The organism is Sphingomonas sp. 7/4-4 (assembly GCF_027941955.1).
Taxonomy (GTDB): domain Bacteria; phylum Pseudomonadota; class Alphaproteobacteria; order Sphingomonadales; family Sphingomonadaceae; genus Sphingomonas.
In genome coordinates, this window is the sequence record NZ_CP115960.1 from 3,521,552 (window position 1) to 3,543,075 (window position 21,524).

Sequence of the window (21,524 nt, forward strand, 5' to 3'; positions counted from 1 at the left end):
CCGGCGGGAACCCTTTCTCGCAGCTCCGCGGCCTGGAACCGAAGGCTCAGCTCGCCTTGTAGGTCGGCGTGCCGTTGGCGTAGTTCACCGTGACATAGGCGTTGTCGCAGACATTGATGCCCGACCAGACTGCGCTGGTATCGTCGGCGAAGGTCGCCTTGATGTCGTATTTGCAGCCGGCGCCTTTGTCGAAATGCACGGTCATCCGCTTGCCCGGCGCGGTTACGCTTTCGCGCTTCATTTCGGGATCGACCTTGTTGGCGATCCAGGTGCCGGCGCCGCCGGGCGAGATCTCGACGGCCTTGATCGGCTTGCCGGTGTTGTTGACGAGAACGAAGTCCCAGTCCTCGGCCAGCGCCGGCGCGGCGAACATCATCGCGGCGGCGATCGTCATCGCTGTTCTGATCATCGCAGTCCCCTCCTGCATTTTGCCCTTTTCTGCGCCGCAGATTGCGCCTCTGCGGGGCGGTCGGCAAGGGGAAGCGGCTGGCCTAGAGTGCGCGGACCAGCCGGACCGCGCAGGCGATCCAGGGCGGATCGCTCACCACCTGCTGGCGCGCGCCGGCACCCAGCGGCAGCAAGTGGAGCTTGTCGCCTTCACGACCGATCAAGCGGCCGAACAGGAAGCGTCCGGCGGGACGGGGCACGAGCACGTCGCGATTGAGCGCGCGCGCATAAGCCTCGGGTGCCAGCCGATCGCACCAGATCTCGTCGCCCGCGCGGTAATCGCCGATGCCGCCGCCCACGGTGACCGCGACCATCCCCGCCGCCCCGCGCGGCGGCACCACCGATGCCGGGCGGCGCGGCGCCTGCACCCCGCTGCCGTCGAGCACCGCGGCGACGGCGATCTCGGGACGATCGGGCAGGCGGACCAGATCGGCCGAATCCACCCCGAGCGCATCGGCGATGCGATTGAGCCAGCCGACCGAGACGGTGCGCGTGCCGGTTTCGAGCCGGCCGATCGTCTGCGCCGTGGTGGGCGGCACGCAGCGCTGCGCGACTTCGTCGAGAGTAAGTCCCTTCGCACGCCGAACTTCGCGGATTGCCGTGATCATCTGCGCAGCTCCTAACCGATTTGGTTTTTCTCTTTCCTACAAACGGGACTCCGTGGCAAGAGAAACGAATCGGAACAAAGGAGATCAACATGCGTGAGCTGGCGGAGCGGGAGATCGATGGTCAGGGCGTCTCGGGCGGCGCGGCGCGGCGGACCGGCCGGCGGGTGACGGTCAATCTCGCCGAATCGCCGCTGACCTGGCTGCGATCGCGCGGCCGGATCGACGCGCGGCAGTTCGAGGCGGGCGAGCGGCTGCGCGTGGATTACGAGACCGCTGCGCTGGGGCCGCGCGTGACGATGCGCTGGGATCCGAGTCCGCGCGCGAGCGGGCGGCGCGGCCCGCCCAAGGCGCTCGATCCGACGCTCGCGCAGGTCGCCGCGAAACGACGTTTCACCGAGGCAGTGGCGGCGGCGGGCCCGGGGCTTTCGGACGTGCTGTGGCGCGTGGTCTGTGCAGGCGAAGGGCTGACCCATGCGGAGAAAGCGCTCGGCTGGCCGAGCCGGGCCGGCAAGCTGGTGCTGGGCTTCGCGCTCGATCGAGTCGCCGATCACTATCGGCTCCCGTGACGGCCGGGAAACATGCTGAACCGGGCGGCAACCATCTTTTTGCGGAACGGCCGGCGCGTGCATGCGATTCTGCCATCAGAGTGGGAGCATATGCTGACAAACGACAAGGACGGTGCGCGCCTGAGGGCGGCACCGCGCATCAAGATCTTTCAACCTGCCGAGATGTCCAGTGGCGTCGGCGAGCCGGTGCGCGTGCATCTGCTCAATCTCTCGACCGGCGGCGCGCTGGTCCATGCATCGACGGCTCCGGCCACGGGCCAGGAAGTGCGGCTGACCTGCGGCATTCCGCTGGGATCCGCGCGGGTTCAATGGACCGACGGCAATCGCTTCGGCGTCAGGTTCGCCGATCCGATCGGGCCGGAACAGGTGGACAGGATCGTGCGGCGCCGGACGCAGGATCGTGACGCTCCGGCATCGGCAGTCGCGGCGCCTCAGGCCTTGGCGAGCGCCTGAGGTTCCTCCGTGGGAGGCGCGGCGGGACGGGCGAGGAAGCGGCTATAGGCCCAGCTGATCCCGATCAGCGCGATGCCGAGCGCGAGGAAGGAGAGGATGCGCAGCAACCCGTCGAGCGCGGCGGCGTCGACGAGGAAGACCTTGAACGTCACCAAAGTCAGCAATGCGAGCCCCGCGATGCGGAGATCGTGGACAGCGGCGGTGATGCCGCGCCACAGCCAGAACAATGCGACGCCGAGCAGGACGGCCGAATAGCCGCCATTTTCGAGCGTGGTGACCGGGCCGGTGAGCAGGCTGCCATGCGTCGCCTGCCGGACCAAAGCGAGCGCGGCGGCGATGGTGAGCAAAGCGGCGCCCGCGCGCCAGGCCTGCTTCGCGGGCAAAGTCCATAGCCAGAAGGCGGCGAGCGCAGCGTGGAGCACCGCTGCGTTGAACAGCGGGATGCCGCCCACCGCCTGCGCCTCGATCGCGGGATTGAGGATCAGCAGGTCGAACCAGACCAGGCGCAGCAGACCGAGCCCGAGCAGGACCGTGGCGAGCGAGGGGAAGCGGCGGCTGCGGAGCAGATACCAGCCGGCGGCGAGGCATGCCTGAGTCAGCAGCGCACGCTCGACGAAGCCGATCGCGGCGAAGCGCTCCGGCGTGGCGATCGCCAGCGGTTGCTTGGCGAGTGCGTAGAGCAGCAGGATGCCGACGCCGATCGCCAGGCTGCCGACGAAGCGGCGCGCGCGGCCGAGCTGGCGCGGATCGAGCAGGAGGACGAGCAAGGCGATCGTCGGCAGCGCGAGCGTTCGGAACAGATTCGGCAGAGCGGGGATGCGCAGCCAGGGCAGGAGTCGCCGCCCAGGGATGTCGTAATGAGGTCCCCGAATTCCGCCAGCGGGACCGCGGCGGCGAGCAGAGCGGCGAGATAGGGCAGCGCCGAGAGCTCGAACAGCGAAGGTGCGCGGGCAATGCGCGCCCAGCCGGCGAGGCCGAGCAGCACGAGCGTGAGCGGAAACCCTAGCCAGGCGTGGGGCAAGAACTGGGCGAACCCAAGTGCCGCGAGCAGTCCGGCGAGGAGGCTGGCGGCGGTGAGCACTACATCGTCCGTCTCGCTCTTATGCCGCCACGCCATATGCGCGCAGGCAGCCGCGGCGAGCAGTTCGAGCGCGCCCCAGGCGATCGGTGCGAGCAGCGACGGCGCGCAGCCATGTGCGACGAGCAATGGCCCCGCAGTGCCGCCGAGCGCCAGCGCCGCCCAGCCGCGGCCCCGGCTCGCGAGCACATGGCCGGGCAGAGCGAACAGCAAGGTGGCGATTGCGGCGGCGAGCGGCGTCGCGGTTCGTTCGGGCTGGAGCAGCGCAAGGGCCTCGAGCACCAGCAGGAAGCCGAATGCCGCGAGCGCGGCGGGCAGATAGAGCGACTGGCGCCACGACAGGAACAGGGCGGCCGCGGCGAGGACGAGATAGAAGCTCCACGCGAGCGCGCCGAATTCGAGCGAAGGGGCCAGCGCGAGCAACTGGACGAAGCCGGCGACGAGCGGGGCGAGCCGCAGCCAGGGATTGCGCGTGCCGGTGGCGGGCAAGGCCGCGCTGGCGCAGGCGGCGAGCAGCATGGTGAAGGCGCCGACCGCGGACAGGTCCTGATCGCGCCCGTGCAATGCGGCGATCAGGAAGTTGATCCAGCCGAACCCGGCGATGCTCGCGGCGAGCACGAGCCAGCCCCAGCCGCGATGGATCGCCAGCCCGAACAAGGCGGCGATGAACAAAGCGAGATAGACGAGCAGCGGGCCGATGCCCGCGGCGTCGAACCCCGCCACCAGGGGTGCGATGAAGCCGCCGATCAGGGCCATCACTGCAGTGGGCGGCCCATGGCGCAGCGCCAGTCCCATCGCCGCGGCAGTGATGAAGAGGACGAGGACGAAGGCCGTGAGCGGCGTGATCAGATGGTAGAGCGCCGCCGCCATGTAGAGCGTGCCATAGAGGCTGGCGATGCCGGCGCCGGCGAGCACCTGGGCGACACGCGGATCCTCGGCGGTCGCGGAAAGCGCCGCGCGGCTTCGCTCGCGGCGATCAGCGCGCCGCCGAACAATGCGGCGAGCGCGGTGCGGACCGCGGGGCCCAGCAGCCCGCTCTCGATCGAATAGCGGACGAGGAAGAAGCCCGCGAGGACCAGGGCCGCGCCGCCGATCCAGATCGGCAGACGGCCTCCGATCAGCGACTCGAGGTTGAGCGGAGGCGGCGCGGGACGGGGTGGCGGCGCGACACGCGCTGCCGGTGCGGGTGAACGTTGCGCGGCTGCGGCGATCGGCGCGGGCGCGCGTGCGGCTTCGGCAGGTGCTTCCGCGACGGGCGGCGCGGGCGGTGCGGCGAAATGAGACGCGCGTTCCTCCAGCCGCACGACGAGTGACTCGACGCGGCGCAACTCCTGTTCCACTATCGTCAGGCGCCGCAGGACCACGAAGAAGGCCACGGCGACGCCAAGGACGAGCAGGAGCGTGAAGACGGTCAACAGCTTCTCCTTGGCACAGCGGATTCGCGCTGTCGTGGCGTATCAGGTGTTCCCCGGGTCCGGAGTGCCGGTTTCGCAGCATGATGGAGGGGAATGTCCGATGATTGTATTTGGTTCGACACTTTCGCCTTATGTACGCAAATGCATGGTATTCGGGGCGGAAAAAGGGCTGGAGCTCGAACTCCAGCCGGCCGGGCTGGGCCGCGGCGGCCCCGATTTTCAGGCCGCAAGCCCGTTCGGCAAGATACCCGCGTTCAAGGACGGCGACTTCCTGATCTCCGATTCGTCGGCGATCGTCGCCTATCTGGAATCCAAATATCCCGAGCCGAACCTGATCCCGCTCGAACCGCGCGCCCGGGCGCGGGCGATCTGGTATGACGAATTGGCCGACACGATGATCATGACGGCTGGTGGTGCGATCTTCGGCAACCGCTTCGTCCGGCCGCGCGTGCTCAAGCAGGAATGCGATCACGATGCCGCGGATTGCGCCGAGCGCGACTTGCTGCCCCCGCTGTTTGACTATCTGGAGAACGTGATTCCGGCGAGCGGCTTCCTCGTCGAGGATCGGATAACCTTGGCCGACATCGCCGTGGCGAGCCCGTTCGCGACTCTGGGGTGCATCGGCGTGAAGGTTGATCCGAAGCGGCATCCGCGTACCGCAGGCTATGTCGAGGCGATCCTCGCGCGGCCGAGCTTCGCGCAGACCGTCTGCAAGGACCAGGCGCTGGTGGCTGCGATGGGCGGACCGGTGGCGGCGCAGCAGGCCGCTTGAAGGAGTAGCCAGGCGTGGCGCCCGGCCCTAGAGGGGCGGCATGCGGGTAGCCTTCGTCAAATGCCACGGATCGGGGAACGACTTTCCCCTCATCGACGCGCGCGCGCTCGACCTGAGCGACGCGGAATGGGCGGGCGTCGCGCGTGCGCTCGCCGATCGCGACGGGCCGGTGGGCGGCGACGGGCTGTTGCTGCTTACGGCGGGCGACGACAGGCACGCTTTCGGGATGCGGATGTTCAATTCGGACGGGTCCGAGGCGGAAACCTGTCTCAACGGGCTGCGCTGCGTGGCGCGTGCGGGGTTCGAGGCGCTCGGGATCGATGTGGCGGAAGTGAAGCTCAAGACCAGCTCGGCGAGTGTCGCGCGCGAGGCGGAACTGGCCTCGGGCGTGGCGACGATTCGCACGTTGGTCGGCCCGGCGACGACGGCGCTTGCCGATGTCGGCATCCGCGGCGCGCTGGAGGAATTGCCGAGCGATCGCGTCTTCACTGCGGTCGCCATGCCCAATCCGCATCTGGTGACGTTCGTCGACGCGGTCGACGAGACCGAATTGGTGACACTGGGCCTGTGGTGCGAGAGCGGTCCGGCGCTGATCCCTGGCAGGGCGAACGTCTCGTTCGTCGAGCAGCGCGGGCCCGATTTGTTCGTGCGGACCTTCGAGCGCGGCGTGGGTCTCACCGACAGCTGCGGCAGCGCGATGGCGGCGTCGGTGCTCTCGGCGGCGCTGACCGGACGCGTGCCCTTCGATATGGACGTGCGGGTGTTCAACAAGGGCGGGCTCGTCCGCGGGCGCGCGGGCGCCGATCGCAGGGTGACGATCAGCGGCAACGCGACCTTCCTCTACGATGCGAGCATCGAAGTGGACCCGGCGGCAGCGACTGCCGAAGTGCCGGTGGTGCATCATCGGCGCGAGGACGAGGCGCATGCCTGGGACGCGGTTGTGCGGGCGCTGGGCTGAGCTTGTCACACGCTGGGCCTATGGCTAGCGTCGCCTGACCAGGAGGCCGGACATCGACCCGGCACCAAGGGGAGGAATGCGCATGTCACGGGTCCGTTTGCTTGCCGCTGCCGTGCTGCTGGCGCTTCCGCTGGGGCTGGCGGCGCAGGACGTGCCCCAGGCGCAACTGCCGAGGATCGACAAGCCGCTGCCGCCCGCGCCCGACCGGACGCCGCGCGCCACTGTGATGCTCGCCGATTATCGCTACGACGATCTGCTCTGGGAAAACGATCGCACCGCGCACCGCATCTACGGTCATGCGCTCGAGGCATATGAGCCGCCTTCGGGCTCGGGTGTGGACAGCTGGGGCAAGAACGTCGCCTGGCCGTTCATGGACCGCCAGCTGCGCAGCGGCGACCAGCACGGCTTCCACGGCGAGGGCATGGATTACTATAATGTCGGCACCTCGCGCGGCGCCGGGGGCTAGGCGTCTGGCTCGACAACAAATTGTGGACCTCACGCAATTTCAGGGCCTACCGCATCCTGAGGAACGGCCCGGACGCCGCCGATTTCGAAGTGGATTACGCCCCTGGCCGGTCGATGTGAACCGCAAGGTCTGGGAGACGCGGCGCTTCACCCTGCCGATGGGCACACACTTCACGCGGATGGTCTCGACGATCCGTTCGGACAAGCCGGGCCCGCTGGTGGTGGGTATCGGCATCGCCCGCAAACCGACCGGCGCCGAAGGCGAGCTGACCGTCGACAGGGCGCGCGGCGTGCTTTCCTGGTGGGGTCCCGAGGAGAAGGCGCATGGGCGGATGGCGATCGCACTGCGCTTCGATCCCGCGATGCTCGTCGATGTCGTCAAGGATGCGGACAACCATCTCGCGCTGCTGCGCGTCACGCCGGGCAAGCCGTTCGTCTATTATTCGGGCTCGGCATGGAGTCTCGGCAATGGCAGGTTCCGCACGCGCGCGGACTGGGACCGTTATGTCGCGGCGGAAAAGGTGGCGTTCGGCGCGCCGGCGAAGCGCTAGGTTGACCTGTTGATTAACTAACGGGCCTCCCGTCCCAAATAGGCCAGATCGCGGTCCAGCGCGGCGCCGTCGAAGGGGACGACGATGACCTTGCTGCCGTGCCCGTTATTGCCGGTCTGTTCCTCCTTGGCGATGTCGGTCACGGCAAAGGTCATCGCCGTCACATGGCCGTTCTCGATCAGCACGGCGGGGCGCTCGAGCTTGTTCCAGTGGTTGACCTGTCCATTGGCATGGCGAAGGAATTCCGCGCCGGGCTCGTATGCCAGCCCCTGGAATTTCCAGTTCGTGACGCCGTCGCGCGAGATCAGGTGATAGGCGCGCCGCTCGCGCCAGTGATTGACGATGACGTGATACCAGCCGCCGCTGAACCACATCACGGGGTCCTCGTAGGCGCGCATGTCGCGCTGCGGCACGCCGGCGAGGCCGCGATAGATGCTGTCTCCCATCACCTTGTAGGGCCCGAGGATTCCGGCGCTGCTGAGCAGGATCTGGCCCGATCGCTGGATGATCGCGAACTTGCCGTCGGGGCGGGCGATCAGGCTCACGTTCGAGGCCTGCCACGGCTTCCCTGCGCTGGCTTCCTGCAGATCGCCCGGCGTCTTCACCGATTTGAATGCGCTCTGGTCGACGCGGATGCTGCCGAGCTTGCGCCAGGGGCCGTCGATCCTGTTCGAGACGAATACGTCGCCGTTGCGCGTCTCGCTGACCACGACTGCATAGCGGCCGTCGGGCAATGGAAGCGCGATGACATTGTGCCCCTTGCCGCCTTCGTCGTTCGGCCAGATCAGCCCGCGATCGCGATAGGGGCCGAACACGGAGTCGCTGATCGCGACCACGGCTTGCGATTGGCCCCAGGCCTTGTGGCCCAGCGCCTGATCCCAGCGGCTGGCGAACATGCGGAACCTTCCATCCCGCCCCTTGAGGATCTGTCCGTCCCAATAATTCCACCGGGTCATGGTGACGTCTTCCAGCCCGTTTCGCGGGTCGCGCGGGCCGACGGTGGCGACGCCCCAGGCGCTGGTCGAAAGCGGATGCCTGGCCGGCATCGGCTTGAAATAGGCGATGAAGGGTTTGGGCCCGAGCACGGGCAGCGCATTGCTCTCGGCCGCCTCCTGCGCTTTCGACGGCGTTTCGACGAACATCGGCGCGGCGGCGATCAGTGCCGCCAGAACCAGTCCATGAAGCAGCCGCACCATCGGATTCCCCTCTTGTGTAGTTTCAGCCTAGCCCCGCAGCGGGTAGCGCTCCACTGCCTCGTAGATCGCGCCTTCGCGGCCGAGGGTGCTTTCGAACAGCAGGAAATGATCGAGGACGAAGGGCGCGCCGGCGAGGCCGGCATGGCTTTCGAGGAAGCGATCGGTGGGGCCGGCGCTCGCGTTCATCCGCGCCAGCGTGATGTGCGGGAGATAGGCGCGGCCCTCGGGCGCGAGGCCGCAGCGGACGAGCGCCTGATCGACCTTCTTGTGGAGCCCGGTGAGCGCATCGTGCGGGTGCACCCCGCCCAGAGCGCATTGGGGCGGCCGCGGCTGTCGAACTGGCCGACTCCGTCAAGCGCAACATGGATTGGCGGGAAATGGACGTTCGACAGTGCGATCGCGATATCCTCGGCGATCGGGCGCTCGACTTCGCCGACGAAGCGCAGGGTCAGATGGAGCTGCGCATCGTCCTGCCAGCGCGCGCCGGTGACGCCGCCCATCAGCGCGATAAGCTGCTCCCGGATCGCGCGGGGCGGGCGGAGGCCGACGAACAGGCGGTGCATGGAGCGGGGCCTTAACTCCGATTGCCGGCACGGCCCACCGGTTTCGCTTGAAAAGAACCCGCTCAGCGACGATATTCCGCGATAGCCGGCACAGCGCCGGAAGAAGGAGTTCATGATGGCCAATTGGTCGGATCCCCGGGCGACAGCAGCACCCTATTCGGACGTGCGCGCCGAGGCGTATGACGCCGGGCTGCGGGCCTATATGCTGTCGGTCTACAATTACATGCTCTCGGGCGTGCTGCTGACCGGCATCATCGCGATGGTCGTCGGCAATACCAGCCTGATCGAGATGATCGTGCAGCCCACCGCGCGCGGCTATTCGCCGACATTGCTCGGCTGGATCGTCACGCTGTCGCCGCTCGCGATCGTCTTCGCGATGAGCTTCGGCCAGGCGCGGATGTCGGAAGGCACGCTGAAGACGCTGTTCTTCGTCTATGCCGCGCTGATGGGCGCGTCGCTCTCGACGATCTTCATCGCCTATACGCAGAGCTCGATCGCCGGGGTGTTCTTCGCCACCGCCGCCGGCTTCGCCGGGCTGAGCCTCTATGGTTACACCACCAAGAAGGACCTGTCGGGCCTCGGCACCTTCCTGATCATGGGCCTGATCGGGCTGATCGTGGCGTCGATCGTCAACCTGTTCCTGCAATCGGGCACGATGAACCTGGTGATCAGCGTGATCGGCGTGCTGATCTTCGCCGGGCTCACCGCCTATGACACGCAGAAGATCAAGAGCATCTACGCCCATGTCGCCGGCACCGAGATGATGGGCAAGGTCGTGATCATGGGGGCGCTGAACCTCTATCTCGACTTCATCAACATGTTCCTGTTCCTGCTCCGCCTGTTCGGCAGCTCGCGCAACTAAAGCGACAGGATCGGCAAGACATGACGGCCCGGCGGCATCCGCCGGGCCGTTTTCTTTGCGCGCGGCACAGGGGCGGCGGGAACGCGAATCGGGCGGCGGTCGTTACATCGGGGCAACGCTCAGGAGAGTGAATCATGGACGCGAACCCGATCGACCCGGCGATGGACAAGATGTCGGTGGCACCGGGACCCGACAGCGAGGACGCCGCAGAGCGCCCGGCTCCCGTGAGATCGGCCGATGCCGGCACCGACGAAGCGATAACCCGCAGGCTGGAGCGCGATCCCGAAAGCAAGGAAGCGCGGCTCGATCGGGCGCTCGACGAATCGATGGATGCGTCGGATCCGCCCGCCTCGACCCAGCCGGTGCACAGCCATTCGCTGCCCGAAAGCTCGGGCTATGACGCGAAAGCCGAGGAGAAGCGCGCGGCGGGCCCGGCCGGGACCAGGGGCATCATCGGCAAGGTGATGCACAAGCTCGGCCTCGACTAGGTTGCGTGGTCAGTGGGTTTTTCTCCCGTCATCCCGGCGAAAGCCGGGATCCAGAGCCATCAAGGACATCATTTGTGATTCCGGGCTCGTGATTCTGGGCCCCGGCTTTCGCCGGGGTGACGAGGTTTTTAAGCATGGGCGCGTCCCCGGCGTCGGGCTGGCGCGCCAACATCGTCCTCTACGCCGCTCTGGCGGCCAATCTCGGGATCGCCGTCGCCAAGTTCGTGGCGGCGGCGATCACCGGTTCATCCTCGATGCTCACCGAGGGCGTTCACAGCATGGTCGACAGCGGCAATCAGGTGCTTTTGCTCTATGGCCAGCGCCGCGCGAAGCGGCCGCCCGATGCCGAGCACCCGTTCGGCTATGGCCGCGAGCTCTATTTCTGGGCGTTCGTCGTCGCGATCCTGATCTTCGGGCTCGGCGCCGGCGTCTCGGTCTACGAAGGCTGGAAGCACATCGCCGAGCCCGAGCCTCTGCACAATCCCCTGGTCAACTACATCGTGCTCGGCGTGGCGATGCTGCTCGAGGGCACGAGCTGGATCATCGCGCTCAGGGAATTCGCCGCGAGCAAAGGCGAGATGGGCTGGTGGCAGGCGGTGCGCGAGTCGAAGGATCCGGCGGCGTTCATCGTGCTGTTCGAGGATTCGGCGGCGCTCGCCGGGCTGATCGTCGCCGGGGTCGGCATCTGGGCGAGCCACGCGTGGAACGATCCGCGGATCGACGGCGCCGCTTCGATCGCGATCGGCTGCATCCTCGCGGCGGTAGCGATATTGCTCGCGCGCGAGATCCAAGGGGCTGCTGATCGGCGAGCGCGCCAATCCCGAAGTGATCGAATGCGTGCGCGCGATCCTGGGGCGGCAGCCTGGGATCGTCGGCATCAACCATGTCCGCACGATCCATACCGCGCCCGACCGCATCTTCGTCGCGATCAGCGCCGATTTCGAAGACCATATCACGATGGGCGCGGGCGAGACGATGATCGAGACGATCGAGCACGAGCTCAAGGCGGCGATGCCGATGCTATCGTCGATCTATATCCGGCCGGAGAAGAAGGAAGACGCGCCCGACGTGGCGGCGGTCGGGTGAACGATCAGCCCTGGCGCAGCGTGGGCCGGCAGGGCTGATCCTCGCGACCTGCGCGCAGCGCGGCGGCCGCGTCCGCTTCGTCGATCGCGCGCAGCAGATCTTCGAACTTGCTGTCATCCGAAACCGGGAAGCAACGCTTGAAGCCGCTTCCCAGTCGCTCCAGGTCGCGGCCCGTAAGCAACCCGACCGCGACGATATGCTCCTGCGCCAATACCCACACTCCGGCGAACTTGTGGGGCATTAACGAGGGTTAAGCCGGTTTGTGCCAACGGCCTGTCGAATTTTAACGCTTCAATATGTCGAGCGCGGCCGCGGTCATCGCTTCGGTGGCGGTGCCGATCACGGCTTCGGCTTCTGGCGCCCAGAACGGGCTGTGTAGCGAGGGAGGGGTTCCTTGCCCGCCTGCGCGGCATCCCATTTCGCCTTGGGCACGCCGCCGACCCAGAAGATCATGCTCTGGATCGACTTGTCGGCGAGGTAGAAGCGGCCGAAATCCTCGCCGCCCATCACTGCGGGGGTCTCGACGACGCGGTCCTTGCCGAAGCGGCCGGTCCACAGCGCCTGCAGGCGCCCGGTGAGCGGCTCGGTGTTGAAGGTGGACGGCGTGCCTTCGTTGCGGATCGTGACAACCGGCATGCGGTCTTCGGGAATGCCCGCGGCGATCGCTTCGCCCTTGGCGATGCGGGCGATGCCGTCGAGCAACTTCTTGCGGACCTCGGGCGTGTAGCTGCGCACGGTGAGCAGCATCGTCACTTCCTTGCCGATGATGTTGTGCGTCGAGCCGCCATGGATGCTGCCGACGGTGACCACCGCGGCATCCTGCGGATCGATCTCGCGGCTGACGAGCGTCTGGAGCGTCGTGACGATCCGTGCGGCGAGGACGATCGGATCGCGCGTGGTCTGGGGGTAGGCGCCGTGGCCGCCCACGCCCGAGACCTTGATGTCGACCGAATCGACATTGGCGAGCGCATAGCCCGAGCGCACGCCGATCGTGCCTGCCGGAAGCGCGGCCGCATCGTGGAAGGCGAGGGCGAATTGCGGCTTGGGAAAGCGGGTGAAGAGCCCGTCCTCGAGCATCATCCGCGCGCCCATGCCGCGCTCCTCGGCGGGCTGGGCGATCATCACGAGCGTGCCCTTCCACTGGCTCTTCATCGCCGCGAGATTGCGCAGCGTGCCGATCCACGAGGCCATGTGCGTATCGTGGCCGCAGGCGTGCATCACACCGGTCTCGATGCCCTCGTCATTGGTGGTGCGCACCTTCGAGGCGAAGGGCAGGCCGGTATCCTCGGTGACGGGCAGGCCGTCCATGTCGGCGCGGATCAGCAGGATCGGGCCGGCGCCGTTCTTGAGCACTGCGACGACGCCGGTGCCGCCGACCTTCTCGGTGACTTCATACCCGGCTTTCCGCGCCTCGGCGGCGAGCTTGGCGGCGGTCTGGACCTCGTGGAGGCTGAGTTCGGGATTGGCGTGGAAATCGCGGTAGAAGTCCATCAGCTGGGGAAGCGCGGCCTGTGTGGCCTGATGCACCGGATCTGCGGCATTGGCGGGCGTGGCGAGAGTCATGGCTAGGGCTGCTGTGAGGAGAGTGCGCATGGCGAGGAGGCTAGCAGGGGTGAGGGCGTTGTCGAGGGGTGCGCGTCTAGCCCGCCGGAACCAGTTCCATTACGTCGACGATCGATTCGAAGCGCGGGCGGGGAAGACGACGCGCCAGCGCTTCGCGCCGATGCGCTCGACATAGCCGATCATGTCGCGATTGGTGTCGAGGCCGTAGCGCAGCGGCGCGGTTTCGTCGCCGAGGACGAGCGTGCCGAGGAAGATCTGGCGGTTGGCATCGTGCGGGAAGATCAGACCGGTGGGGCGCTGCGAGCCGTCGAGCTTGTGCAGGCTGCGGACTTCGCCTTCGTCGGCGATGCGGCAGTCGAATGCGGGATAAGCAGTGAAGTCACGCACGGCGGTACCCACCGCGCCGAGCTTGAAGGTCCGGCAGCGATAGGCGCCCTGCGGGATCGCCGGATCGGGAAGCGCGCGATCGGGATCGAACAGCAGGGGATCGGCGGCGATGGCCTGGGGATCGACCTTGCGCGCGAGCGGCAGCGCCTCGTCCCAGGCCTTGCGCCAGTCGCGCATGCGATCGCGATCGCTGGCAGTGGCGACGCTCTGCCAGCGGACATTGGTGGCCAGCGACGAGGACGTCGCCTCGCGATAGACGCTGCAGCCCGCAAGGCCCGGCAACAGGGCAATCGCGACGGGCAGCTTCCACTTCATCCTACGTCCCCTTTGCGACTCTGCGACCGCTTACGCCGCGGTCCAGCCGCCATCCATCGAATAGTTGGCGCCGGTGATCTGCGCCGCTTCGTCCCGGCAGAGAAAGAGCGCGAGCGCGGCAACTTGTTCCGGCTGGACGAACTGCTTGGTCGGCTGGGCGTCGAGCAGGACGTCGTTGATCACCTGCTCGCGCGTGAGGTTCCGCGTCTTCATCGTGTCGGGGATCTGGTTCTCGACCAGCGGAGTCCAGACATAGCCGGGCGAGATGCAGTTGACGGTGATGCCGTGCGTGGCGACTTCGAGCGCGGCGGTCTTGGTGAGGCCGGCGATACCGTGCTTGGCAGTGACATAGGCCGATTTATTGGGGCTGGCGACGAGGCTGTGCGCCGAGGCGGTGGTGATGATCCGGCCCCATTTGCGCGCCTTCATGCCCGGAATCGCGGCGCGCATCAGGTGGAAGGTCGAGCTGAGATTGATTGCGATGATCGCATCCCATTTCTCGATCGGGAATTCGTCGATCGGCGCGACATGCTGGATGCCGGCATTGGAAATGACGATGTCGACGCTGCCGAGCTCCTTCTCCGTGCGGGCGACCATCGCGGCGATCTGGTCGGGCTTGGTCATGTCGGCGGGATCGTAGAGCGCCTTAGCGCCGGCGGTGGCTTCGAGCGCGGCGCGTTCGGTCTCGATCGCGGCAGCGTCGCCGAAGCCGTTGATCACCACCGACGCTCCCTCGGCGGCGAGCGCCTTGGCATAAGCGAGGCCGATCCCCGAAGTGGAGCCGGTGACGATCGCGGACTTGCCCTTGAGGAACATGGGATACTCCTGAACTAGCGGTGCGTGAGGTCGAAGGCGGCGGTCTTGCCGTCGAGGATGTTCTCGGCGACCAGCCGGGCGCTGGCCATCGTCTCGGCGACCGCGGCGCGGCCGGCCTGCCAATGCTCGTGCATCGAGCGGGCGGAGAATTCGAAATCGCGCGATCCGCCTTCCCAGGCATTGGCGCGATAGATGAGCTGGACGAGGCTCAGCGGCTTCTCGTCGGCGAGGAGGCGCAAAGCGGCGACGTCGGGATCGTCGGCGAGATCGGCGGGAAGCTTGGCGAGGACGCGGCGGATCGCCTCGCGGTCCTTGCGCAGGCGCAGGCGTTCGTCGGAGACTTGCCGGGTGCGGCTGGAGAAGCGGATCTCCTTTTCGCGGGCGAGCACGTCGGTGATCGTGCGCGGGAGATCGGCGGCTGCGGGGAAGAGATCGACCTGGAAGACGAGGGTGTCCTCGTTCTGGCGATCCAGGATGTGAGTGAGCGGGGTGTTCGAGACGAGCCCGCCGTCCCAAAACTGCCGCCCGTCGATCTCGATCGGGGGCAGGCCGGGCGGGAGCGCGCCCGACGCCATGATGTGGCGCGCATCGAGGCGCTCGTCGGCGGTGTCGAAATAGCGGAAATTGCCGCTGGCGATATCGACGGCGCCGACCGAGAGGCGGACGGGCCCCTTGTTGAGCAGGTCCCAGTCGATGTGCGCGTCCAGCGTCTCGCGCAACGGTGCGCTGTCGTAGAAGCTGAGCGCACCGGGCGTGCCGGGCGTGGCGAAAGCCGGCGGGATCAGGCGCGGCTGGAAGAAGCCGGGGACGCCGCCCATCAGCACCGTCGCCGCGGCCCATTCGTGGGAGAATTCGCGCGCGGTGTCGCTCAGCGGAATCGAGAAATCGGGGAGCGCGCCGGTGACGCCTTCCCAGAACGCCCGAATCGCGGGCAAACGCAGTTCGGGCGGGTTGCCGGCGAAGAGCGCGGCGTTGACCGCGCCGATCGAGATGCCCGCGACCCAATCGACTTCGATGCGCGCTTCGCCGAGCGCTTCGATCACGCCGGCCTGGAAGCTGCCGAGCGCGCCGCCGCCCTGAAGCACCAGCGCGACGCATTCCGGCAGCGGCAGTCCGGCGACGCGGCGGCGCGGGCGGGGTTCGGCATCGGCCATGTGGGGGCTTTGGCCCAACCGGGGGCGAGAGCAACATGATCCTCCCCGTGCCGGGGAGGATTTAGAGTGTGCAACGCTTGGCTTGCTGAGGCATTGTTGCGGAGAGCTAACGACGAAGGAATGGCCGATGCGGCTCGACGATCTCGATCCCACCGAAAATGCGCGCGATTTCGGGTCGGGCGGCGGCGGGGGTGGCGGCGGCTTCGGACTGCTGGGGCTGCTGCCCCTGCTGCTCGGGCGCGGCATGGGCTGCGGCGGAATCGCGCTGATCGGAATCGTCGCGTTGATCTTCTTCGGCATGGGCGGCGGCGGGCTGCTGAACGGTGGCGGTGGCGGCACCCAGACCCAGCAGGGCCAGACGCAGGGCGCACCCAAGGCATGCGACACGCAGGACGAACTTTTCGCCTGCCGGGTGATGACGAGCACCGAGCAGGTGTGGGGCCAAGTGTTCGCCGAGCATGGCCAGCGTTACCGGCCCGCGACGATCAACTTCTTCCAGAATTCCGTGCAATCGGCATGCGGACAGGCGTCCTCGGCGGTCGGGCCGTTTTATTGCCCGGGCGATCAGGGCGTGTTCCTCGACACCGGCTTCTTCGAAGAGCTCGACAAGCGTTTCGGCGCCAAGGGCGATTTCGCCCGCGCCTATGTCGTCGGGCACGAAGTGGGGCACCATATCCAGAATCTCGAAGGCACTTCGGCCAAGGTCAGCCAGGCGCAGGGCCGCGCCTCGCGGACCGAGGGCAACAAATTGTCGGTGCTGCTCGAGCTGCAGGCGGATTGCTATGCGGGCGTCTGGGCCAAGCGCAGCGGCCGGCTGGAGGCGGGCGACATCGAGGAAGGCATGGCGGCGGCGAGCGCGATCGGCGACGATACGTTGCAGCGCCAGGGGCAGGGCGAAGTCGTCCCCGACAGCTTCACCCACGGCACATCGGCGCAGCGGATGGAATGGCTGAAGCGAGGGCTGGAGAGCGGTGATCCCGCGAAGTGCGACACCTTCGCGGCGGCAGGGTGACGGCGGCCGACGGGGCCGCTAGGCCACGCTGATGACCGATGTTCCTGACGTTCCCGAACGCCCTAAACTCGCCTATCGCCACACTTTCGGGCGGGGGCCGACAGTGGTGTTCCTGTGTGGCTATGCCTCGGACATGAACGGCACCAAGGCGCTGGCGCTCGAGCAATGGGCGCAGCGAACGGGCCGGGCCTTTCTGCGCTTCGATTATGCCGGGTGCGGCGAGAGCGAAGGGGATTTCGAGGATCAGACGCTGACTTCGTGGCGTGATGATGCGCTGCGGGTGATCGACGCGGTGGTCGAGGGTCCGGTGGTGCTGGCCGGCTCGTCGATGGGCGGCTGGGTGATGCTGCTGATCGCCAAGGAACGGCCCGGGCTGGTCGCGGGCATGGTCGGGATCGCGGCGGCGCCCGACTTCACCGACTGGGGCTATTGCGACGCGGAAAAGGCCGCGATCCTGCGCGACGGACGGATCGAGCAGCCCAATGACTATGGCGACACGCTGACGGTTACGACGCGCGATTTCTGGGCTTCGGGCGAGGCCAACAAGGTGATGACCGGGCCGATCGCGTTCGACGGGCCGGTGCGGCTGCTGCAGGGGCAGCGCGACAGCGAAGTGCCGTGGGAGCGCGCGCTGACGCTCGCCGGGCTGTTCCGTTCAGACGCGGTGCAGACTGTGCTGGTCAAGGACGGCGACCACCGGCTCTCGCGCGACCATGACCTCGCGCTGATCCTCCGTTCTGTCGAGGACGTCTTATGTTCTTCTTCCTCCTGAGCCTTCAGGCCGCGACCGCCGTAGCGCCGCCTCCCGGGCAGGAGCCGCCGCGTTATGCCGAGTGCATGGATCTCGCGACCGGCGATCCCTCGCAGGGCGCGGCGGCGGCGGCGAAGTGGAACGTCGAGGGCGGCGGAATGCTCGCGCGCCAGTGCCTCGGCGTCGCTTATGCCAACCAGAAACGCTGGCCCTCGGCAGCGGCGGCGTTCGAGGAGGCCGCGCGGGCGGCGGAGAACGCGCACGACGTGCGATCGGCGAATTACTGGGCGCAGGCGGGCAATGCCTGGCTGGCGGCGGGCGAGCCGGTCAAGGCGCGCGCGGCGCTCGATGCGGCGCTGGCGAGCGGGAATTTGACCGGGCTGGCGCTGGGCGAGGCGCGGCTCGATCGGGCGCGGACCTTGGTTGCGGCGGGCGACATGGAAGGTGCGCGGGGCGATCTCGATCGCGCGCTGGCCGATGCCAAGGCGGATCCGCTGGCGTGGCTGCTCTCGGCGACCTTGGCGCGGCGGCAGGGCGATCTGGCACGCGCGAAGACCGACATCGCCGAGGCGCTGCGGCGTTCGGCGGACGATCCGCAGGTGCAGCTCGAATCGGGCAACATCGCCGCGGTGAGTGGCGACGAGGCCGGCGCGCGAACGGCGTGGAACCGGGTGGTCGAGCTGGCGCCGGGGAGCCCGACGGCGGAATCGGCGCGCAAGGCGCTGACGCAGTTCGGGACGGTGGAGAAGTAATCTCAAAATTCCTCCCTCGCGAAGCGGGGAGGAATTGGGTTGGCCTTCAGATCATGCGACCCTATCTCGCCGGAAACGCCAATCCGGAGCCCGCATGCACTATCTCCACACCATGATCCGCATCACCGATCCGGAGGCGACATTGCGGTTCTTCGAACTGCTGGGCCTGGAGGAAGTGCGGCGGATGGAGAGCGAGAAGGGGCGGTTCACCCTGATCTTCCTCGCCGCGCCCGAGGATTCGAACGGCCCGGGCAAGCGCGCCAAGGCCGAGGTCGAGCTGACCTATAACTGGCCCCCGAGGACGGCAGCGCGGCCGAGGCCTATACCAGCGGGCGCAATTTCGGGCACCTCGCCTACCGCGTCGACAATATCTACGAGACGTGCCAGCGGCTGATGGACGGCGGGGTGACGATCAATCGCCCGCCGCGCGACGGGCACATGGCGTTCGTGCGTACGCCCGACAATATCTCGATCGAACTGCTCCAGGCGGACGAGCCTCTCGCGCCGGCCGAGCCCTGGGCGTCGATGCCGAATATCGGCGCCTGGTGACTCCCGCCGCCGCCCGTTTCCTCGAACTGACCGGCGCCGCGGTCCCGATCGTACAGGCGCCGATGGCGGGCGCGGGCGGCGTTGCGCTGGCGGCGGCCGCGATCCGGGGCGGGGGCTCGGCTCGCTGCCTTGTGCGATGCTCTCGGACATTGAAGTACGCGCGCAAGTTGCCGGAGTGCGTGCGGCGGCGAAGGGGCCGCTCAACCTCAATTTCTTCTGTCACGAACTCGATGATACGCCCGACGACAGCGCCTGGCGGAGCGCACTCGGCCCGCTTTATGCGCGCGAAGGCGTAACGCCACCGGAGGGCGGCGGCGCGCTGCGGCGGCCGTTCGACGCGACGCTGTGCGAGGCGGTCGAGGCGGTGCGGCCCGAGATCGTCAGCTTCCATTTCGGGCTGCCGGCGCCGGCACTGCTCGCGCGGGTCAAGGCAGTGGCGAAGATATTCGGCAATGCGACCACAGTCGACGAAGCGCGCTTTCTCGAGCGGCAGGGCTGCGACGCAGTGATCGCGCAGGGAAGCGAGGCCGGCGGGCATGCCGGATGGTTCCTCGAAGGGCATCGGCCGATCGGCACGCTGGCGCTGGTGCGGCGGATCGTCCGTGCCGTCGACGTGCCGGTGATTGCCGCGGGCGGGATCGTCGACGGCGCCGGCATCGCCGCGGTGCTGGCGCTGGGCGCGAGCGGCGCGCAGCTGGGCACCGCCTATCTCGCCACGCCCGAGAGCCTCGTCTCGCCGATGCACCGGGCCTTGCTGGGCAGCGAGGCGGAGACGGTGTTCACCAATGTGTTCACTGGCCGCGAAGCGCGGGGTTTCCGCAATCGGCTCGTCGACGAACTCGGGCCGATCTCGCCGCTTGCGCCGGCCTTTCCCTACGCGGCGACCGCGCTCGCGCCGCTGCGCGCGGCGGCGGAAGCCGAGGGGCGGGCGGACTATTCGCCTTTATGGGCGGGGCAGAGCGCGGCGCTCGCCCGAGCCATGCCGGCGGAAGATCTGACTCGGCTGCTCGCCGAAGAGGTGCTTGCACTTCTCGATCACTAACCGAGGCTGGCGCGGGGACCTCCGTGCGCCTATTTGGACCGCATGCTCGACATCGTCCGGATTCCCGCGCTCAGCGACAATTACATCTGGCTCGTCCACGATCCCGCCAGCGGCGAGACGATGGTGGTCGATCCGGCCGAAGCAGCCGGTGTCGAGCGGGTGCTGGCCGAACGCGGCTGGCGGCTGACGGCAATCTGGAACACGCATTGGCATCCCGATCACACCGGCGGGAACGCCGATTTGAAGGCGGCGTGGAACGTGCCCGTCATCGCACCGGCGGCCGAGGCGGCGAAGATCCCGACTGCGGACCGGCTGGTCGGCGAGGGCGACGAAGTTCAGCTGGGCGATCATGTCGCGCAAGTGATGGAAGTGCCGGCGCATACTGCGGGGCACATCGCCTATCACTTCGCCGGGGATGAATTGGTGTTCGTCGGCGACACCTTGTTTGCGATGGGCTGCGGGCGGCTGTTCGAGGGGACGGCGGCGCAGATGTTCGCGAACATGCAGCGGCTGGGCGCCTTGCCGGGCGAGACCCGGATCTATTGCGCGCACGAATATACCCAGTCGAACGGCAGATATGCGCTCGTCGCCGAGCCGGACAATGCTGCGATCCGCGACCGGATGGACGCAGTCGATCGCGCCCGGGCGGCGGGGAGGCGACGGTGCCGACGACGATTGCGCTCGAACAGGCGACCAATCCGTTCCTGCGTGCCCAAAGCATTGAAATTCTGGCGGAGCGACGCGCGGCCAAGGATATTTTCCGCGGCTGAGATGGTATAGGATGGCGGGGCATTGAGGAGTGTTCGATGATCCGCGTCGCCATCCCCGTTCTCCTGCTTCTCGCTGGCTGCACCGCCACCGCGGGGACCGAACAGTCGGACGCGCGCGATCGGGCGCGGCTGGACAAGGCGCTGGCGGGACTGACTCCCGGCGAACCGGTGCGATGCCTGCGCCGCGACCAGTATAACGAGATCCGCACCTTCGACGGCACGATCCTCTATGTCGCCGGGCGCAAGCGCCTGTGGCGCAACGACGTGGTCGGCAGCTGCCCGGGCCTGCGCCGCGGCGACATCGTCGTATCGCGGAGCTTCGGCAGCCAGGCCTGCGACCGCGACATCATCCAGACGCGCGCGCCGACCGGCGGGTTCATGTCGGGGAGCTGTTCGCTGGGCAAGTTCACGCCCTATACGCGTTAGACGGGAGAGAAGAGATGCGGTTGGCAATCATGCTGGGAGCGCTGGCGCTGGCGGGATGCACCGCCAATGCCGAGATGCAGGCGTCGCGCCAGGCCGAGGCGCAACGCGACTTGGCCGACGCCCTGAAGGGGCGCGTGGCGGGCAAGCCGCAGGACTGCATCTCCTCGCCGCAACAGACCAATGGGCCGCAGATCATCGATTCGCACACGATCCTGTATCGCAGCGGCAGCCGCGTGTGGCGCAACGAACTGGCCGGGGACTGCCCGTCGCTCGACTCGGATTCGATCCTCGTGGTCGAGCTGCACGGTTCGCAGGTCTGCAGGAACGACCTGTTCCGGCCGGTGGATCGTGGAAGCCGGATCCCGGGGGCCTATTGCCGGTTCGGGCAGTTCACGCCGTATGTGAAGGAATAGGGCAAATCCTCCCTCGCGCAGCGGGGAGGTGGCGCCGAAGGCGACGGAGGGGCTTCGCCACAGGCG

General features: G+C 67.7%; 22 protein-coding genes and 6 pseudogenes. 17 read left to right on the plus strand and 11 right to left on the minus strand.

The features are described from left to right. Window positions 1-46: 46 nt before the first annotated feature. Window positions 47-409 carry a hypothetical protein gene (locus PIB19_RS17960; protein WP_271238423.1) on the minus strand — a complete coding sequence of 121 codons (363 nt, stop codon included), beginning with the start codon at window positions 407-409 and terminating at the stop codon, window positions 47-49. 82 nt (window positions 410-491) lie between these two features. After that, the gene (locus PIB19_RS17965; protein WP_271238424.1) at window positions 492-1,055 is read right to left on the minus strand and encodes a helix-turn-helix domain-containing protein; all 564 of its coding nucleotides are present in this window, start codon (window positions 1,053-1,055) and stop codon (window positions 492-494) included. 89 nt (window positions 1,056-1,144) lie between these two features. Between PIB19_RS17965 and PIB19_RS17970 the strand changes: the two genes are divergently transcribed. Together PIB19_RS17970 and PIB19_RS17975 are read left to right on the plus strand one after the other, a co-directional pair. Then, the gene (locus tag PIB19_RS17970; RefSeq protein WP_271238425.1) at window positions 1,145-1,621 is read left to right on the plus strand and encodes a DUF6456 domain-containing protein; all 477 of its coding nucleotides are present in this window, start codon (window positions 1,145-1,147) and stop codon (window positions 1,619-1,621) included. Between the two features lie 12 nt (window positions 1,622-1,633). After that, on the plus strand, window positions 1,634-2,074 hold the full coding sequence (locus PIB19_RS17975) for a PilZ domain-containing protein (RefSeq protein WP_271238426.1): 441 nt from the start codon (window positions 1,634-1,636) through the stop codon (window positions 2,072-2,074). On the opposite strand, the gene PIB19_RS17980 is transcribed toward PIB19_RS17975, so the two are convergent. Both PIB19_RS17980 and PIB19_RS17985 read right to left on the minus strand, forming a co-directional pair. Then, complete coding sequence (locus PIB19_RS17980; RefSeq protein WP_271238427.1) at window positions 2,053-2,841, minus strand: DUF2339 domain-containing protein; 789 nt, start codon at window positions 2,839-2,841, stop codon at window positions 2,053-2,055. The two genes, PIB19_RS17975 and PIB19_RS17980, sit on opposite strands and share 22 nt — an antisense overlap. A 200-nt stretch (window positions 2,842-3,041) precedes the next feature. After that, a pseudogene (locus tag PIB19_RS17985) lies at window positions 3,042-4,528 on the minus strand (DUF2339 domain-containing protein); the annotation flags it as partial. Window positions 4,529-4,712: 184 nt separating this feature from the next. Between PIB19_RS17985 and PIB19_RS17995 the strand changes: the two are divergent. The 4 genes from PIB19_RS17995 to PIB19_RS18010 all read left to right on the plus strand — a co-directional run bounded on the left by PIB19_RS17995 (window position 4,713) and on the right by PIB19_RS18010 (window position 7,313). After that, window positions 4,713-5,339 (plus strand): glutathione S-transferase family protein, encoded by a 627-nt coding sequence (locus PIB19_RS17995; protein ID WP_271238429.1) that lies wholly within the window; start codon window positions 4,713-4,715, stop codon window positions 5,337-5,339. Between the two features lie 40 nt (window positions 5,340-5,379). Beyond that, the gene (gene dapF / locus PIB19_RS18000; RefSeq protein WP_271238430.1) at window positions 5,380-6,297 is read left to right on the plus strand and encodes a diaminopimelate epimerase; all 918 of its coding nucleotides are present in this window, start codon (window positions 5,380-5,382) and stop codon (window positions 6,295-6,297) included. Between the two features lie 82 nt (window positions 6,298-6,379). Beyond that, window positions 6,380-6,763 (plus strand): DUF4861 family protein, encoded by a 384-nt coding sequence (locus PIB19_RS18005; protein ID WP_271238431.1) that lies wholly within the window; start codon window positions 6,380-6,382, stop codon window positions 6,761-6,763. 115 nt (window positions 6,764-6,878) lie between these two features. Then, window positions 6,879-7,313: a DUF4861 family protein gene (locus tag PIB19_RS18010; protein ID WP_271238432.1), complete on the plus strand. Its 435-nt coding sequence runs from the start codon at window positions 6,879-6,881 to the stop codon at window positions 7,311-7,313. Window positions 7,314-7,330: 17 nt separating this feature from the next. Here the strand turns inward: PIB19_RS18010 and PIB19_RS18015 are convergent, their stop codons facing one another. Both PIB19_RS18015 and thpR read right to left on the minus strand, forming a co-directional pair. Then, window positions 7,331-8,509: a glycoside hydrolase family protein gene (locus PIB19_RS18015; RefSeq protein WP_271238433.1), complete on the minus strand. Its 1,179-nt coding sequence runs from the start codon at window positions 8,507-8,509 to the stop codon at window positions 7,331-7,333. 27 nt (window positions 8,510-8,536) lie between these two features. Then, window positions 8,537-9,072 (minus strand): annotated as a pseudogene (gene thpR, locus PIB19_RS18020) (RNA 2',3'-cyclic phosphodiesterase). Window positions 9,073-9,187: 115 nt separating this feature from the next. Here thpR and PIB19_RS18025 point away from each other — a divergent pair. The 3 genes and pseudogenes from PIB19_RS18025 (at window position 9,188) to PIB19_RS18035 (ending at window position 11,508) form a co-directional block, all read left to right on the plus strand. Further along, entirely contained in the window at window positions 9,188-9,934 is a 747-nt protein-coding gene (locus PIB19_RS18025; RefSeq protein WP_271238434.1) for a Bax inhibitor-1/YccA family protein, read from the plus strand. 134 nt (window positions 9,935-10,068) lie between these two features. Beyond that, window positions 10,069-10,422 carry a hypothetical protein gene (locus tag PIB19_RS18030; RefSeq protein WP_271238435.1) on the plus strand — a complete coding sequence of 118 codons (354 nt, stop codon included), beginning with the start codon at window positions 10,069-10,071 and terminating at the stop codon, window positions 10,420-10,422. A 134-nt stretch (window positions 10,423-10,556) separates the two neighbouring features. After that, window positions 10,557-11,508: pseudogene (locus PIB19_RS18035) on the plus strand (cation diffusion facilitator family transporter). A gap of 4 nt (window positions 11,509-11,512) precedes the next feature. Here PIB19_RS18035 and PIB19_RS18040 read toward each other — a convergent pair. The 5 genes and pseudogenes from PIB19_RS18040 to PIB19_RS18060 form a co-directional block, all read right to left on the minus strand. Beyond that, complete coding sequence (locus tag PIB19_RS18040) at window positions 11,513-11,719, minus strand: hypothetical protein (RefSeq protein ID WP_271238436.1); 207 nt, start codon at window positions 11,717-11,719, stop codon at window positions 11,513-11,515. 72 nt (window positions 11,720-11,791) lie between these two features. Further along, window positions 11,792-13,101 (minus strand): annotated as a pseudogene (locus tag PIB19_RS18045) (amidohydrolase). 69 nt (window positions 13,102-13,170) lie between these two features. Then, on the minus strand, window positions 13,171-13,773 hold the full coding sequence (locus PIB19_RS18050) for a DUF4893 domain-containing protein (protein ID WP_271238437.1): 603 nt from the start codon (window positions 13,771-13,773) through the stop codon (window positions 13,171-13,173). Window positions 13,774-13,803: 30 nt separating this feature from the next. Next, window positions 13,804-14,589 carry a 3-hydroxybutyrate dehydrogenase gene (locus PIB19_RS18055; RefSeq protein WP_271238438.1) on the minus strand — a complete coding sequence of 262 codons (786 nt, stop codon included), beginning with the start codon at window positions 14,587-14,589 and terminating at the stop codon, window positions 13,804-13,806. A 14-nt stretch (window positions 14,590-14,603) separates the two neighbouring features. Continuing rightward, window positions 14,604-15,743 (minus strand): patatin-like phospholipase family protein, encoded by a 1,140-nt coding sequence (locus PIB19_RS18060; protein WP_271238439.1) that lies wholly within the window; start codon window positions 15,741-15,743, stop codon window positions 14,604-14,606. A gap of 127 nt (window positions 15,744-15,870) precedes the next feature. Here PIB19_RS18060 and ypfJ point away from each other — a divergent pair, with 127 nt between their 5' ends. The 8 genes and pseudogenes from ypfJ to PIB19_RS18100 all read left to right on the plus strand — a co-directional run bounded on the left by ypfJ (window position 15,871) and on the right by PIB19_RS18100 (window position 21,458). After that, window positions 15,871-16,755 carry a KPN_02809 family neutral zinc metallopeptidase gene (ypfJ, locus tag PIB19_RS18065; RefSeq protein WP_271238440.1) on the plus strand — a complete coding sequence of 295 codons (885 nt, stop codon included), beginning with the start codon at window positions 15,871-15,873 and terminating at the stop codon, window positions 16,753-16,755. 31 nt (window positions 16,756-16,786) lie between these two features. Further along, window positions 16,787-17,527, plus strand: a complete 741-nt coding sequence (locus PIB19_RS18070; protein ID WP_271238441.1) for an alpha/beta hydrolase — start codon at window positions 16,787-16,789, stop codon at window positions 17,525-17,527. Beyond that, a complete protein-coding gene (locus PIB19_RS18075) occupies window positions 17,509-18,258 on the plus strand; it encodes a tetratricopeptide repeat protein (protein WP_271238442.1) in 750 nt (249 codons plus the stop codon). Before PIB19_RS18070 ends, PIB19_RS18075 begins: the two co-directional genes overlap by 19 nt. A 94-nt stretch (window positions 18,259-18,352) precedes the next feature. After that, window positions 18,353-18,807 (plus strand): annotated as a pseudogene (locus PIB19_RS18080) (VOC family protein). Between the two features lie 136 nt (window positions 18,808-18,943). Next, window positions 18,944-19,849 (plus strand): NAD(P)H-dependent flavin oxidoreductase, encoded by a 906-nt coding sequence (locus PIB19_RS18085; protein ID WP_271238443.1) that lies wholly within the window; start codon window positions 18,944-18,946, stop codon window positions 19,847-19,849. 42 nt (window positions 19,850-19,891) lie between these two features. After that, window positions 19,892-20,619 (plus strand): annotated as a pseudogene (gloB, locus tag PIB19_RS18090) (hydroxyacylglutathione hydrolase). 36 nt (window positions 20,620-20,655) lie between these two features. Further along, window positions 20,656-21,045 carry a hypothetical protein gene (locus PIB19_RS18095; RefSeq protein ID WP_271238444.1) on the plus strand — a complete coding sequence of 130 codons (390 nt, stop codon included), beginning with the start codon at window positions 20,656-20,658 and terminating at the stop codon, window positions 21,043-21,045. 14 nt (window positions 21,046-21,059) lie between these two features. After that, window positions 21,060-21,458: a DUF6491 family protein gene (locus PIB19_RS18100; RefSeq protein WP_271238445.1), complete on the plus strand. Its 399-nt coding sequence runs from the start codon at window positions 21,060-21,062 to the stop codon at window positions 21,456-21,458. The last annotated feature ends 66 nt before the right edge of the window (window positions 21,459-21,524 follow it).